14 protein-coding genes are annotated in these 13,377 nt (G+C 68.0%); 7 read left to right on the top strand and 7 right to left on the bottom strand.

Annotated features, from left to right (window positions below; all coding sequences use genetic code 11):
• Together AC5RWD_RS07935 and AC5RWD_RS07930 are read left to right on the top strand one after the other, a co-directional pair.
• The coding region (locus tag AC5RWD_RS07935; RefSeq protein WP_494019488.1) for an HNH endonuclease signature motif containing protein at positions 1 to 1,154 on the top strand (1,154 nt) is incomplete at its 5' end.
• Between the two features lie 69 nt (positions 1,155 to 1,223).
• Positions 1,224 to 1,715: a hypothetical protein gene (locus tag AC5RWD_RS07930; RefSeq protein WP_494019487.1), complete on the top strand. Its 492-nt coding sequence runs from the start codon at positions 1,224 to 1,226 to the stop codon at positions 1,713 to 1,715.
• 43 nt (positions 1,716 to 1,758) lie between these two features.
• On the opposite strand, the gene AC5RWD_RS07925 is transcribed toward AC5RWD_RS07930, so the two are convergent.
• From AC5RWD_RS07925 to AC5RWD_RS07915, 3 genes are all read right to left on the bottom strand, one after another.
• Positions 1,759 to 2,421: a hypothetical protein gene (locus tag AC5RWD_RS07925; protein WP_494019486.1), complete on the bottom strand. Its 663-nt coding sequence runs from the start codon at positions 2,419 to 2,421 to the stop codon at positions 1,759 to 1,761.
• A 117-nt stretch (positions 2,422 to 2,538) separates the two neighbouring features.
• Positions 2,539 to 3,726: a winged helix DNA-binding domain-containing protein gene (locus AC5RWD_RS07920; protein ID WP_494019485.1), complete on the bottom strand. Its 1,188-nt coding sequence runs from the start codon at positions 3,724 to 3,726 to the stop codon at positions 2,539 to 2,541.
• Between the two features lie 68 nt (positions 3,727 to 3,794).
• Positions 3,795 to 4,592, bottom strand: a complete 798-nt coding sequence (locus AC5RWD_RS07915; RefSeq protein ID WP_494019484.1) for an SGNH/GDSL hydrolase family protein — start codon at positions 4,590 to 4,592, stop codon at positions 3,795 to 3,797.
• Between the two features lie 166 nt (positions 4,593 to 4,758).
• On the opposite strand from AC5RWD_RS07915, the gene AC5RWD_RS07910 reads away from it, so the two are divergent.
• Positions 4,759 to 5,409, top strand: coding sequence for an alpha/beta hydrolase (locus tag AC5RWD_RS07910; RefSeq protein WP_494019483.1), 651 nt, complete (start codon positions 4,759 to 4,761; stop codon positions 5,407 to 5,409).
• A gap of 24 nt (positions 5,410 to 5,433) precedes the next feature.
• On the opposite strand, the gene AC5RWD_RS07905 is transcribed toward AC5RWD_RS07910, so the two are convergent.
• Positions 5,434 to 5,667: an RNA-binding S4 domain-containing protein gene (locus AC5RWD_RS07905; RefSeq protein WP_494019482.1), complete on the bottom strand. Its 234-nt coding sequence runs from the start codon at positions 5,665 to 5,667 to the stop codon at positions 5,434 to 5,436.
• A gap of 33 nt (positions 5,668 to 5,700) precedes the next feature.
• On the opposite strand from AC5RWD_RS07905, the gene AC5RWD_RS07900 reads away from it, so the two are divergent.
• The 3 genes from AC5RWD_RS07900 (at position 5,701) to AC5RWD_RS07890 (ending at position 9,221) form a co-directional block, all read left to right on the top strand.
• A complete protein-coding gene (locus AC5RWD_RS07900) occupies positions 5,701 to 6,714 on the top strand; it encodes a DMT family transporter (protein ID WP_494019481.1) in 1,014 nt (337 codons plus the stop codon).
• Between the two features lie 155 nt (positions 6,715 to 6,869).
• A complete protein-coding gene (locus AC5RWD_RS07895) occupies positions 6,870 to 8,255 on the top strand; it encodes a glycine--tRNA ligase (RefSeq protein WP_494019480.1) in 1,386 nt (461 codons plus the stop codon).
• Between the two features lie 3 nt (positions 8,256 to 8,258).
• Positions 8,259 to 9,221, top strand: a complete 963-nt coding sequence (locus tag AC5RWD_RS07890; protein WP_494019479.1) for a GNAT family N-acetyltransferase — start codon at positions 8,259 to 8,261, stop codon at positions 9,219 to 9,221.
• Between the two features lie 53 nt (positions 9,222 to 9,274).
• On the opposite strand, the gene AC5RWD_RS07885 is transcribed toward AC5RWD_RS07890, so the two are convergent.
• Genes AC5RWD_RS07885 through AC5RWD_RS07875 form a run of 3 tightly spaced genes read right to left on the bottom strand, consistent with a single transcriptional unit; the run spans position 9,275 to position 11,766 of the window.
• Entirely contained in the window at positions 9,275 to 10,135 is an 861-nt protein-coding gene (locus tag AC5RWD_RS07885; RefSeq protein WP_494019478.1) for a lysophospholipid acyltransferase family protein, read from the bottom strand.
• A 17-nt stretch (positions 10,136 to 10,152) separates the two neighbouring features.
• Positions 10,153 to 10,953 carry a DUF1295 domain-containing protein gene (locus tag AC5RWD_RS07880; RefSeq protein ID WP_494019477.1) on the bottom strand — a complete coding sequence of 267 codons (801 nt, stop codon included), beginning with the start codon at positions 10,951 to 10,953 and terminating at the stop codon, positions 10,153 to 10,155.
• Between the two features lie 51 nt (positions 10,954 to 11,004).
• A complete protein-coding gene (locus AC5RWD_RS07875; protein ID WP_494019476.1) occupies positions 11,005 to 11,766 on the bottom strand; it encodes an alpha/beta hydrolase in 762 nt (253 codons plus the stop codon).
• A gap of 110 nt (positions 11,767 to 11,876) precedes the next feature.
• Between AC5RWD_RS07875 and AC5RWD_RS07870 the strand changes: the two genes are divergently transcribed.
• A complete protein-coding gene (locus AC5RWD_RS07870; protein WP_494019475.1) occupies positions 11,877 to 13,325 on the top strand; it encodes a YibE/F family protein in 1,449 nt (482 codons plus the stop codon).
• Positions 13,326 to 13,377 lie beyond the last annotated feature (52 nt).

Genomic DNA, 13,377 nt, shown 5'->3' with positions numbered 1-13,377 from the left:
CGAAGGTCCGTTCCTGGCGGGAGCGGCACCACCGGGTCAGCATCGAAACACGCCACACCCGCTCGGCGGCGGACCGGCGGGTGGAGTACGCCCCGGATCGGGACGGGATGGCCTGGTTCTCGGCCTACCTGCCTGCGGCGCAGGCGGCCGGGATCTGGGACCGCACCACCGCCGCCGCCCGGGCCATGCAGGGACCGGCCGAGGCCAGGACCCTCACCCAGCTCCGCGCCGACATCGCAGCAACCTGGCTTCTCACCGCGGGCCTGGAACCCACGCCGGTCAGTATCACCGGTGAAATCGTCGAGGGGGCGCCGGACGGTACCGGGTCCGGCGACGTAGCGGGTGGCCCGGGGAGCGGCCGCACCGGCGGCGGTACTGTTGACAAGGCACGGGAAGGCCTGGTGCCGGCCGGGGGCGTGCCCTCCCCGGTGGCCCAGGTCCTGGTCACGGTTCCGGCGTTCTCCCTGCTCGGCTTGACCGAGGAACCGGCCCTGCTCGACGGGTACGGGCCGATCCCGCCCTCCATGGCCCGTGCACTCGTCGCCGAGGCACCGTCATTCCGCAGGGTGCTCACCGACCCCCGCGACGGCGCACCCCTGGAGATCGGGCGGACCAGCTACCGCATCCCCAAACCACTGCGGCAATGGCTCCGGCTCAGGGACGCCAAATGCACGTTCCCGGCCTGCAACAACCATTCCCTGGACAACGACGCCGACCACCTCCTGGCCTGGGCACGCGGCGGACCCACCGGCATCAGCAACCTCGGCCAACCCTGCCCCAAACACCACCGCCTCAAACACGGCTCCGCCTGGGCACCCACCGCCGCCACCGCCACCGACCCGCCCGGCTGGACCTCACCCACCGGCCGCCACTATCCCAGCGAACAACCCGACTGGGAACCACCCCACTGGCCACCACAAATCCAAGCCATACTCAACGGCCTTAACCCCGGCCTGCCCGAAAACCCCGGCCTGCCCGAAAACCCCGGCCTGCCCGAAAACCCCGGAATTACCACCCGGACCAGCCACTCCACTGCACCGCCGCCCGCGGCTGGGACCCCGAATATAGCCACACGCTTTGGCCGCAAACGGGAGCTGCTTCACCGTGCCAAGTCCGTAAAGCGTGAGGGTAATCAGGATCCGCTCGCTGCGTAGCATCTATCCGGCGGACACCTATGCTGCGGGCACCTGTCCTGCAGGCATGGCGGGATCTATGCTGGCCGCATGTCCCGGCTGAGAACCGCAGCATGCCTCGGACTGCTGCTGTCGGTGGTCCTGCAGGTGACGGGATGCGCCAGGACTTGCCCGACCATTGCCTGGCTCAACTTTGTCACTGTGACCGTGGACGGGGACACCGCCAACGTCGCCTGGGTTCAGGTCTGCACCCCGGACGCATGTTCCCGGGTAACGGCCCGCCCATCCCCGCAGCCGGTACTTCCAACGGCAACACCAAGTCCAACCGGGGCCAACGGTCTGGGGTTCCCGCGCGGACTTGGCCCGGTCGAACGCCACATCTCGGTCGAGAGGACCGGCGCCGATGCCTGGAGATTCGGATTCGAAGACTCGCCCGGGTCGGTAACGGTTCGCGCTTTTGATTCTGCCGGCAAGACCCTCGCGGAGAAACGGTTGTCGCTCGTCTGGCAGGCGACCGGCAAGAACACCGGATGCGGCGGACCGGCGACGGCGTCCCCGGTCACCCTGACAGTCAACGGGTAGCTATCGGTCAACGCCCGGCCGAAGCGGAACTAGCCTTTTGCGCCTAGCCGTTCATGATGTCATTGCGCCGGGACATGTACTCCTCCATGGAGATCTTGCCGTCGCTGTACTGCTGGTCCAGCTCAGCCAGTTTCCGTGCCCGGAACCCCTGCGGGGCCGAAGGCGGCGGGGGAGTCGAGGGTGCAGGGCCGGTGGGAGGGGCCGCATTCTGCTGAGGCTGTGGAGGGTTGGTGCGGTACTCCGGACTGTCCTCATAGGGAACAGGCCCCTGCTGCCAGGACGGCGCACCAGTGCCGCCGGGACCAGCCTGGTTGGGACCGGCCTGGCCCGGAGACGGCGGGTTGGGGTACGGCTGGTTCGGGCCGGGCTGGGGGTACGGCGGATACTGCTGCTCCGGGTAGGGCTGATTCAGGGGAGGAAGCTCTTCCCGGCCACCGCGCTGGGGAAACCCAAGTCCGCCGCTGAAGTAGTCCTGCTGCGTGTAGCCGTCCCGGGGCCGGTTGTCCGGGCGGCCCTGGAACGGGCCTCCGAAAGGGCTGCCCGGCTGGTTGCCGAACTGGTCGTCACCCTGGTTGGGAAACTGGCCGGGGTATTGTCCGGGCAGGCCGGGCCCCTGGTTCCGCTGTTGGACCGACCGCCGGTACATCCGCATGCCCATGGGAACCAGGACGGCCAGAATGATGATCCAGAAAAACAAGTCGAACACGGTGGGGCCTCTCGGTGAGTGTCCATTCCAGCTTAGTCCCGCCGGATAACGTGCCGGGATCCTTATGCCCACAGCGCACGGCGTCACCGGAGGTCCGCACGAGGTCCGCACTGGAAGTCAGGTGCCCGCCGAAATCCGGGCTGCGGGCATGCCGAGGAAGTCCCCGTACCTTGCCACTGCCGCCTCCATTGCGTTTTCCTGCTCCTGTCCGGGCGGCCGGGCGAGCCGGATGTCCAGTTCGCAGCGCTCCGCGGCGGACCCCCGGCGGACCAGGGAATGCCGCCAGGAGCCCGCCAGCACCCCGTCGAGCAGGACCACATGCATCGGATTGTCGCCAAAGGGATACGCCGGTGCGGTTCCGCCGAAATAATGCCGGGAGACCGAATAGCCCATGATGTATTCGTCGTAGCACTGGACCAGGTCCATCTGCGGCCGCCCATCCCAGGCAGGCGCCTGCGCCGGTTCCCCGTCCGGCCATGCTGCCTCACCCAGGTCTGGTCCCTCGCCGCCAGACTCCGGCGGTCGGAGATGGAATTCGGCGCCGTCGAAGCCGGCGGCAACGATCGCGCCCGGAGCGATCTCGTCCGCCAGCGCCAACCCCTTGCGCACATCTGTCATCGTCAGTCCGGACCAATCCGCGCAGTCCCGGACAGTGGCGGGCCCGCGGCTCCCGAAATACCTCAGTGCCAGCGCCGCCAACGATTCCTCCCGCGACAGCACGGCGGCAGGGGCGCCTGCCACGCGCTCATCGAACGCGGCGTACGTCTGCCGCAGCGCGCCCCCGGCACTGCGGACGGGAGCGCCGCTCACCAGCACCCCGCTGACTTCGGCATGCATGATCAGATACGCGAGGGTGAGTCCCTTGGCCGGGAAGCCGGCACCCTGCAGCCTGGCAGCCAGCTGCTCACGGGTGAGGTGCACCCCGCCTGACACCGCTTCCGCCAGCATGTCGGCGCTCCTGGCGGCGGTCTCGGCGTCGATCCCGGTCCTGCGGTACGTGCCTGCGTTCGCCTGGTGCAGCCGTGGTGCGGACAAAGCCCGGAGCCACGGCAGGTCATCGCGGTGCACAAAGTGCCAGGTGGGCCGCAGGATGTGAGTCCTGAGGATCCGTCCGTCGGCAACTGCCTGCTCCACATCGGCCGCCGTGGCGCCGGTGGTCCGCTGGGCCAGGGACCAGCGCGCATAGGGATACTCCTGTGCCTGGACCGCCAGCAGGTTTTTCAGGGCATCCTCCGCCGTGGCCGCCCGCGGCTCCCTCAGCTGCTGGCCGGCCAGCCGGGTCCGCAGCACCTCATGGGGTTCCATGCCCGACGCCGCTCCTCACCTTTGGCAGTTCAGTCACCAACCAGCCGCTTGCCCCAGCACCCCAGTGGCTAGTGCCGGACCGGCTCACCCAGACCCAGCGGTCCTTCACCCGAACCCAACGGAACACCCGGGCCGAACACGGGTCCCGGCGTCGGCCGTTTGGGCGTGATGCCGTCACCGGAGGACCGGTTGCGCAGGCGCCGGACCACCCACGGCACAAAGTACTCCCGCGCCCAGACCAGGTCCTCGGTGCGCGCCTCCCGCCAGCTTCGCAGCGGCAGGGGTTTTGGCGCGAGCGGCTCCAGACTGTGCTGGACGTTCAGGGCTTCGAGCACCATGGCGGCGATAGTGTGGTGGCCCAGAGGCGAGAAGTGCAGCCGGTCCTCGTTCCACATCTGCGGGTCTTTCAGCTGCCGGAGCGACCACATGTCGGCGATGATCGCATCGTTCCGGGCCGCGATGGTGCGGAGGTTTTCGTTGTAGATGGCCACTTTGCTGCGGATCCGCCCCAGAACGGATGATCCTGTGTCCGGACCGTTGAACAGCACCACGGTGGCGCCGCTCATCGCCAGGGTCTGCACCACCGGGTCGAGCCGTTCGGCCAGGGCGTCCGGATCCCCGCCGGGCCGGATGAGGTCGTTGCCGCCGGCGGACAACGTCACCAGGTCGGGCTTGAGGGCCAGGCAGGGCGCCAGCTGCTGGTCGATGATCTGCTGCAGCAGCCGCCCCCGCACGGCAAGGTTTGCGTAGGCAAAATCCTCATGGCCGCGCCCCAGCTCTTCCGCCGCCCGGTCCGCCCAGCCGCGGTAGCCGCCCGGGCTGTTTGGTTCGGGGTCGCCGATGCCTTCGGTGAAGGAATCGCCCATGGCCACATACCTGCTCCACGGGTGGCGGCCCGCAGGCCGGTTTTTCCCAACGGGCTCTGGGGATTGCTGCAAGGGTTCGGTTGTGCTCACATTCCCATCCTGTACCGTCACCGTCCGGCTACGCCACCGTAGGTTGTTACCGGTGGGTAACTGTAAGAATGGAGCCATGACTTTAGCCGACGCCTTTCCTGCCCCCGTTGTTCTGTGGTCCAAGCCTGAGGAAGCCAGGGCCGGCAAGCCACTGCTCGTCCTGCTGCACGGCTACGGCGCTAACGAGCAGGACCTCCTCAGCCTGGCCGACATGCTCCCGGACGAGTTCGCGGTGGCATCGGTCCGTGCACCCATCGCCATGGGACCGGGCTTTTCCTGGTTCCCGCTGACCGGCTCGATCGAATATTCAGTCGACGCCGTCAAAGCTGCGTCAGCGTACGTCCTGGACTGGCTGGACACGGTCAAGGGCAACCACCCGTCCGTCACCCTTCTCGGGTTCTCGATGGGCATGGCCATGGCCACCACGCTGCTTCGGCAGCGGCCCGCTGACTTTGCCGCCGTCGTCGGACTTTCAGGCTTTGTGGTCAATGCGGATTCCGACGGCGAGTTCCGCGACGCCGAACTGGACGGAACGGTGCCGCTGTTCTGGGGCAGGGACCAGCAGGACCCGGTCATCACTCCGGACAAGATCGAATACACGATGGGCTGGGTTCGCAAGCACGTGAAGCTGACCAAGGTCCTCTACACCGGCATGTGGCACGGCATCAACGCCCAGGAAATCGGGCACGTGTCCGAGTTCCTCACCCACGAGGTGCTGAACAAGTAGGCGTCCTCCTGCGGCAAATAGGTTTTACGCCTGGGGAGCGCTGATCCGGACGGTCTGGCCGTTCACCGTCACGGTGTCCCCGTTGTGAAGCTGCCGGCCGCGCCGGTCATCGATCTCTCCGTTGACCTTGACCAGGCCGTTCTTGATCAGCTCCGTTGCCTCCACGCCGTCCTCCACGAGGTTGGCGAGCTTCAGGAGCTGGCCCAAACGGATCATGGCGTCGCGGATGGGGATCTCTTCGATTTCCGGGTTGCTCATACCAGTAATGATGCCTGACGTAAGGTGAAACGAATGACCCATGCACCCCGGCTGCCCCTTGCCGTGGGCCTTCCGATGGCTGTTGCCTCCGGCCTCGCCATCCCCGTCCAGGGGCGTATCAACGGGGCCCTTGGTGCCCGCCTCGGGGATGGTATCTCCGCTGCCGTCGTCAGTTTCAGCACCGGACTGATCGTGATGGTCATCGTGTCCCTGCTGGCTCCGCGCGGGCGCGCCGGCCTCGCCCAGATCCTGCCCGCCCTGCGCGAACGCCGCTTCCCGCCGTACTATGCGCTCGCCGGCGGCATCGGCGCCTTCTTCGTCTTCGCACAGTCATTCACCGTGGGGTTGCTGGGCATCGCTCTCTTCACCGTGGCGACCGTCACCGGACAGACACTCAGCGGCCTGCTCGTGGACCGCCTGGGCATCGGTCCGGCCGGCAAGAAGTCAGTGACCGGTATCCGCGTCATCGGCTGCATCCTCACCATCGCGGCTGTCTCCTGGGCGGTGTCGCCCCGGTTCGCAGGCGGTGGGGCTGGTGCTGCAGGCGCGGCCGGGAGTGCGGCCGCCGGCGGGGCGGCCGATCCCACAGCACTCCTGCTGCCGGTCATCCTGCCGGTTCTCGCCGGGTTCCTGATGAGCTTCCAGCAGGCCATGAACGGCACTGCCACCGTCCACTACGGGACGCCGATCGCGGCCACGCTGGTGAACTTCATCGCCGGCACCTGCGTGCTGTGGGTTGCCTGGTCCATCAAGGTGGCCGTCGCCGGGCCGCCCAACCCCCTGCCGGGGGAGTGGTGGTACTACCTCGGCGGGCCCATGGGCTGCGTGTTCATCGGCCTGGGCGCGCTGCTGGTTCGCAGCCTCGGCGTGCTGGTGACCGGACTGGGAATGATCGCCGGGCAGCTCCTGGGCTCGCTGGGCCTGGACCTGCTGGTGCCAACGCCGGGTACCGTGGTGGAGGCCGCCACTGTCCTGGGAACCCTGCTGACCCTCGCCTCCATCGTCGTGGCCACCCTGCCCTGGCCGCGTGGCGCCTTCCGGAGGTGAGGGGCGCCTTCCGGAGGAAGCTCCCGGTAGGCTAGGACTCGCAGCTTCCTGCACAGTTTTCCCTTTCACACGCCCCCGCCCGGCATCCAGCCGCGGTCCAGGGCCAGAGACACCGCGGACCGCACCCAGCGGCCCTGTAGAAATTGGAGTTCCCCATGGCAGCAAAATCCGTCCTCGACCAGGTCATTTCCCTTTCCAAGCGGAGAGGTTTCGTTTTCCAGGCCGGCGAGATCTACGGAGGCTCGCGTTCCGCGTGGGACTACGGACCCCTCGGTGCCGAGCTGAAGGAAAACATCAAGCGCCAGTGGTGGCAGTCCGTGGTGCGCGGTCGCGAGGACGTGGTGGGCCTGGACTCCTCCGTGATCCTGCCCCGCCAGGTATGGGAAGCCTCCGGCCACGTCGAGGTCTTCTCCGACCCCCTCGTCGAATGCCTCTCCTGCCACAAGCGCTACCGTGCGGACCACCTCGAAGAGGAATACGAGGAGAAGAAGGGCCGCCCCGCCGAGAACGGCCTCAAGGACATCGCCTGCGCCAACTGCGGAACCCGCGGTGAATGGACCGAGCCGCAGGAATTCTCCGGCCTCCTGAAGACGTTCCTGGGGCCGGTGGCCAGCGACGAGGGCCTGCACTACCTGCGTCCCGAAACCGCCCAGGGCATCTTCGTGAACTTCAACAACGTGCTCACCACGTCCCGGAAGAAGCCCCCGTTCGGCATCGGCCAGATCGGCAAGTCCTTCCGCAACGAGATCACCCCCGGCAACTTCATCTTCCGCACCCGTGAATTCGAGCAGATGGAAATGGAATTCTTCGTGGAGCCGGGCACGGATGAAGAGTGGCACCAGTACTGGATGAAGGAGCGCATGTCCTGGTACACGGACCTGGGCATCCGCGAAGAGAACCTGCGCTTCTTCGAGCACCCGCTGGACAAGCTCAGCCACTACTCCAAGGGCACCACGGACATCGAGTACCGCTTCGGCTTCCAGGGCTCCGAATGGGGCGAGCTCGAAGGCATCGCCAACCGCACCGACTTCGACCTCTCCACGCACGCCAAGGCCTCCGGCACCGACCTCAGCTACTTCAACCAGGCCACCAACGAGCGCTACACCCCGTACGTGATTGAGCCCGCCGCCGGCCTGACCCGGTCCTTCATGGCCTTCCTCATCGACGCCTACACCGAGGACGAGGCCCCGAACGCCAAGGGCGGCGTGGACGTCCGCACCGTGCTCAAGCTGGATCCGCGGCTCGCCCCGGTCAAGGCCGCGGTGCTTCCGCTCAGCCGCAACGAGGACCTCTCCCCGAAGGCGAAGGAACTTGGCACCCGGCTGCGCAAGAACTGGAACATCGACTTCGACGACGCCGGCGCCATCGGCCGCCGCTACCGCCGCCAGGACGAGATCGGCACCCCGTTCTGCATCACCGTGGACTTCGACACGCTCGAGGACCAGGCTGTCACCATCCGCGAACGCGACACCATGAGCCAGGAACGCGTGTCCCTGGACAAGGTGGAGGGCTACCTGGCCGCACGGCTGATCGGCGCCTAGCCCGTGGCGATCCAATACCGCGAATGGCGCGAGGGAGACGACCTCGCCCTGCTGGAAGTCTGGGGCGACCCGGAAACCGTCCAGGCGGGGCAGTTCCGTGGCACCCTCGCGCCCTCCAGTAACACGCCGTGGCGGCGCTGCATCGTGGCCGAGGACGTCGTCGACGGCGTGGCCATTCCGGTTGCCGCCGGCGTGGTCCACGAGGCCAGCCTGCACCCGGAGCGGCTCTGGGTGTACGTCGAGGTGGCCCGGGACCACCGCCGCTCAGGCGTCGGTTCCACGCTGCTCATGATGCTGCGCCGCGAAGCCGAGGGTTCGCCGTCGGGCGTTACCCGGCTGCGCTGCAAGGTGGAGCCGGGCACCCCTGGCGCCGCCTTCGCGGAGGCGGCGGGGCTCACCCCGATCCAGCACACCCGGCTCGTCGTGGTGGAGCCGGCAGCCCTGAAGCTGCCGGTCTTCGGTGACGGTTCCGAGGAAGCGGCGTCGGAACGTATCGAGGACCTGGCCACCGGTTCGGTGGAGCTGTCCGATGTCGTGGGCCGGTACTACTCGTCCGTCCACGGCTGGGACAGCCCTGGCGAACTGGGCATCGGCACAGTGCAGCGGCTGTTCCTGGATGAGCTCAGCGGCGCGCACGGCGCCATCGTGCTGCGCGCCCCGAAAGCCAGCGCATTTGGAGCCGGCGTGCCGGCAAGCCGTAAGGGCAGGATCCAGGCCTTCGCGATCAGCTACGCGCAAGGCAACTCTGACCACCCCTCCGACGTGTTCCTTGGGCACGAGCCGGAACTGGACGCCGACGAGGCCGAGGCCGCGGTCCGTGACCTCCTGGCCCTCATCGCGTACCAATATCCGGTGCTCATGGAAGTGGACGATTCAATGTCAGCGCTGCGCGCCGTCGTCGGGCCCCTGATGGAAGCGGGCAAGGCCCGCCGGCAGGGCTCCGAGACGTACGTCGTCTCCGACTGACCCATCCGGGTAGCAGCACAGGGCGTTCCCAGGCCTGGGAACGCCCTGTGCTGCTACGTACCTGGTCTGTTCCCGTCGGGACCCGCTGTTGTTTGGGAAGTACGACGGCGGTCCCCCGCCAGATCGGCCGCATCGAGCCTTTGGCGCTCCGCCTCCGAGATGGCGCCGCCACCGAGGTCCGCCGGCATCCACCACTCGCCCGGCATCGCCGCCACGGGAAAGCTGGCGATGGCGGCGTCGATGCCCGCTTGCAGCGTCCTGCGGAGCCGCGCCGTTTCAGCCTCTGCGTCGATACCCGCAGCCAGGTGCACCGGCTCACCGATATGCACCCGCACCGGCGCGCGGCGGATCCGGTGCAGCGGAAGGCCGTTGCCGCGGGTCAGGATCCGGTGGGCGCCCCAGACGGAGACCGGGATGAGCGGCACGCCCGCCTCGGCTGCCATCCGCACGGCCCCGGTTTTGCATTCGCGGACCTTGAAGCTGCGGCTCACGCCGGCCTCGGGCATGACTGCCAGGTATTCACCGGCCCGGAGCCTGGCCACGGCGTCGTCGTAGGCCGACGTTGCCGAACCCCGGCGCACCACCACCTGGCCCGCTGCGCTGATGAAAGGACCCGCCAGCCAGTGGTCCGCGGCCCCCTGGTGGATCATGAACCGCAGCTGCCCGCGGTTGTGCCGCCATAACACCAGTTCGGCAGCGGCGAAGTCCAAATAGCTGAAATGGGTGATGGCGACGACGGCACCCCGGCCCGGCCGCACCGCCCTCGCGGCCGTGTCGCCACTTCTTGCTTTTTCGCCGGGCAGGTTTTGCTGTCCGGTGACGATCAGGCGGATCCGGAACAGCCACCGCAGGAACAGCCCGATCCGGACGAGGAAGCGGTAGAAGCGGTCGCTGGCGGCGGGGGTCCAGGGCATACGTTCCTCCGAAGCCTTCAGTGCCGCCGCGGCGGCCAGGGGACAAATCCGCTGGTGGACTGCACGTATTCACGGTAGCCGGGGCGGCCTGACATGGCCTTCTCCGTGAGCGGCTTCCCGGTCTTGGCGGCCAGCGTCCAGATCATCAGCGCAGGGGAGAGGACGGTCAGCACGCCGGGCCATGACTCCGCCGCAATGAGGAACAGGCCCGCCCAGGCGGCGGCGTCGCCGAAATAGTTGGGGTGCCTCGTGTAGCGCCACAGCCCGGTGTTCAGGACGGTACCTCTGCGGGCCGGATCGCTCTTGAACTGCTCCAGCTGCCGGTCGCCCACGGACTCAAAGATGAACCCGGTCAGCCACACTGCCGAACCCGCCACGGTGAGTGGTCCCAGCGGACCGGTGGCGAACATGCCCACCTGGAGGGTCAGGGAGACGAAGAACATCACCAGGCCCTGAGGCAGGTAGACGCGGCGGAGGGCGTAGGCGTTCCGGGACCCGCGTGCTCCCTGGAGCAGCGCCACGTAGCGGGGGTCCTCATGGCCGCCACGCGCCCGGCGGCCGATGTGCGTGCCAAGCCGGATCCCCCAGAGGCCCGTCAGAACCAGCAGGAGCACCCGCCGGCCGCTGTCGCCCTCCCCGGCGGAGAGGACAAAGGAGATTATTGCGACAACCACAAAACCCGGACCCCACGCCACGTCCATCACCGAATGCCGCTTCTGGCCGACGGCCACGGCATAGGTGACGGCGAGCACCAGCACCACGCCCAGGGCCGTCCACGGCAGGCTGGCCACGAATGCCTCCAGCGGAAACAGGCTCATGAAAGTGCTCGCCTCACATTCCCAGAGGACCGGTTCTCAAAGGACCGGTTCTCACAGGACCAGCGGCAGTGCCTCGCCGGACGGAGGGAGCACCCTGTCCAGGGCTGCGGCGGACGCGGAGGGCGCTGCCCCCCGAACTCCGATCCGTTCCATGAAGGCCTTCACCAGGAACCCGGTGGCCAGCCGGTGCCACAGCCGGACCCGCCTGAACATAAAGTGCCCCGCCCCGCGGAGCGAGACGTACCGCATCTCCGCCGCTCCCGGTGCCGCCCGCCGCGCGAACCGCAGTGAGGACAACGGACTCGTCCACCGGTCCTCGTCCCCGTGGACGATCAGGACTTTCCGCCCGGCGACCACGGAAACGGGAGTGGCATCATCGAGCCACGGAGCCAGCGCAACCACGGCGTCCACGTTCGGTTCGTCCGCGGCGCAGATAGCTGTGAGGCCGCCCATCGAATGCCCCAGCAGGTAGATGGGCACGCCCGGGTGCTCCGCGCGGATCCTGGCCAGCGCCCAGCGTGCGTCCTTCAGCGGGGTCATGTCCTGGCCGTTCCAGCCGCGCACACTGTTCCGCAGGATCCACACTGCCAGGCCGTGTTTCCGGCCGGCGCTGTGCAGGTGGCGGGCGAACGGCACCATCCGCGCTGGGCTCAGGTGCCGTGCCTGGACGGGCTCGAAGCTGTGCGACTTGCCGCCGTGCAGCACCAGGGCCACGCCGCGGGTGGGGCCGGACGGGGCCAGAACCGTCAGCACCGCTTCGTGGTCAGTTCGGCGTTGGTTCACTGCTGGATCCTCCGACACTTCGTCGTTCATTTATCAACCCTATGGCGGCCGCCGTAGAGTTCAAGCATGAGGTTTAGCTGCTGATGGGTGCAGGGCACTCCCACGGTCACACAGGGCATTCGGAGCCGACGGCGGAAGCGATGGCCGCCCGCAGGAAAGCAAACAGGATTCTGGCCGCGGTGCTGATCCCGCTGACCCTGCTGACCCTCGCGGCCATGGCGGCGCTGTGGCCTTCGGGCAGCAAGGAAGGCCTGACCTTGGCCAACCCGTACGCCGCGGCCCCGGGTGTCACCTTCGACACCGGCCGGATCCAGCGCGTCGTCACCGAGAGCTGCACGCCGGCGACAGCCGGAGACTCTTCAGCGCAGGACGGCACGGCCCAGCAGGGCAATACGGACGGCGGCTCGCAGTGCACCTTCGCGTTCACCGAGCCGGACAAGGGCGGCAACCCGGTCAAGGTGGTGATCAACCCGGACATTGCCAAGTCGCACGGGGTGAAGGTGGGCGACAACATCCGCTATCTGAACCTGTCAAACGCCCAGGCGGCCGCCACAGGCGCCGATGCCCCGGCGGCCCAGGGGTCGCCGTCGTACATCTTTGTGGACTTTGTCCGCACCATGCCGATCATCCTGCTGGCCATCCTCTACGCCGTCGTGGTGGTAGCCGTGGCGCGCTGGCGCGGGCTGCGCGCCCTGATCGGCCTCGTCGGCGCCTACTTTGTGCTGGGCAGCTTCATGCTCCCCGGCCTCGTGGAGGGCAAGCCGCCGCTCCTGCTGGCCCTCGTCGGCTCCACGGTGATCATGATCGGGGTGCTGTACTTCGCCCACGGCTTCTCGGCGCGGACGTCGACGGCTCTGCTGGGCACCATTTTCGGGCTGGGCATCACCGCGCTGCTCGCGGCGTGGGCCACCGACGCTGCGAACCTCGCGGGCGTGGGAAGCCACGACGCCGCCACGCTCGTGAACATCTCGGACAACATCTCCATCTCCGGCATCATCCTGTGCGGCCTCATCATCTCCGGGCTCGGCGTGCTGAACGACGTCACCATCACGCAGTCCTCCGCGGTCTGGGAACTGTACGAACTCGCGCCCGGCACGAGCGCCCGGAAGCTCTTCTCCTCGGCTATGCGGATCGGCCGCGACCACATCGCCTCCACCGTGTACACCATTGCATTCGCCTACGCCGGCGCTGCCCTGCCCATCCTTATCATCGTGATGCTCTACAACCGTCCGCTGGGGGAGGCGCTGACCAGCGCGGAACTGTCTGAGGAAGTCATCCGCACGCTGGTCGGCTCAATAGGCCTGGTGCTGGCGATCCCGGTCACCACGCTGATCGCCGTCCTGGTGGTCAAGGCCACGGGCGTCCGGCCGGCTGACCAGGACCGGCCGGTTGACCAGCACCGGCAGCCCTCGGATGCCGGTCACCGGCCGGGCGGCCGTGCCGCCGTAACAGCCGACGACGTCGACGACACCGGCGCGCTCGCCGCCGCCGCGGCGGTGGCTGGCTGGGAAGACGCCGACGCCTCTGCGCCGCCGGCGACCAGGCGGGGACGGCGTGCCGCCCAGCGGGACCCTAAACAGCGGGACTAGATACAGCCGGACCGGATACGGCGGGACTAGATACAGCCGGACCAGATACGGC

It is taken from the genome of Arthrobacter sp. CMU6, from assembly GCF_059090205.1.
This window is presented reverse-complemented; position numbering and strand designations above follow the sequence as displayed.

What these genes read in the sequence shown, in the direction of transcription:
- AC5RWD_RS07930 (WP_494019487.1), top strand. Translation starts at nt 1,224, where the DNA reads ATGTCCCGGCTGAGAACCGCAGCATGCCTCGGACTGCTGCTGTCGGTG.
- AC5RWD_RS07910 (WP_494019483.1), top strand. Translation starts at nt 4,759, where the DNA reads ATGACTTTAGCCGACGCCTTTCCTGCCCCCGTTGTTCTGTGGTCCAAG.
- AC5RWD_RS07870 (WP_494019475.1), top strand. Translation starts at nt 11,877, where the DNA reads ATGGCCGCCCGCAGGAAAGCAAACAGGATTCTGGCCGCGGTGCTGATC.
- AC5RWD_RS07875 (WP_494019476.1), bottom strand. Translation starts at nt 11,766, where the DNA reads ATGAACGACGAAGTGTCGGAGGATCCAGCAGTGAACCAACGCCGAACT.
- AC5RWD_RS07905 (WP_494019482.1), bottom strand. Translation starts at nt 5,667, where the DNA reads ATGAGCAACCCGGAAATCGAAGAGATCCCCATCCGCGACGCCATGATC.
- AC5RWD_RS07895 (WP_494019480.1), top strand. Translation starts at nt 6,870, where the DNA reads ATGGCAGCAAAATCCGTCCTCGACCAGGTCATTTCCCTTTCCAAGCGG.
- AC5RWD_RS07915 (WP_494019484.1), bottom strand. Translation starts at nt 4,592, where the DNA reads ATGGGCGATTCCTTCACCGAAGGCATCGGCGACCCCGAACCAAACAGC.
- AC5RWD_RS07880 (WP_494019477.1), bottom strand. Translation starts at nt 10,953, where the DNA reads ATGAGCCTGTTTCCGCTGGAGGCATTCGTGGCCAGCCTGCCGTGGACG.
- AC5RWD_RS07900 (WP_494019481.1), top strand. Translation starts at nt 5,701, where the DNA reads ATGACCCATGCACCCCGGCTGCCCCTTGCCGTGGGCCTTCCGATGGCT.
- AC5RWD_RS07920 (WP_494019485.1), bottom strand. Translation starts at nt 3,726, where the DNA reads ATGGAACCCCATGAGGTGCTGCGGACCCGGCTGGCCGGCCAGCAGCTG.
- AC5RWD_RS07885 (WP_494019478.1), bottom strand. Translation starts at nt 10,135, where the DNA reads ATGCCCTGGACCCCCGCCGCCAGCGACCGCTTCTACCGCTTCCTCGTC.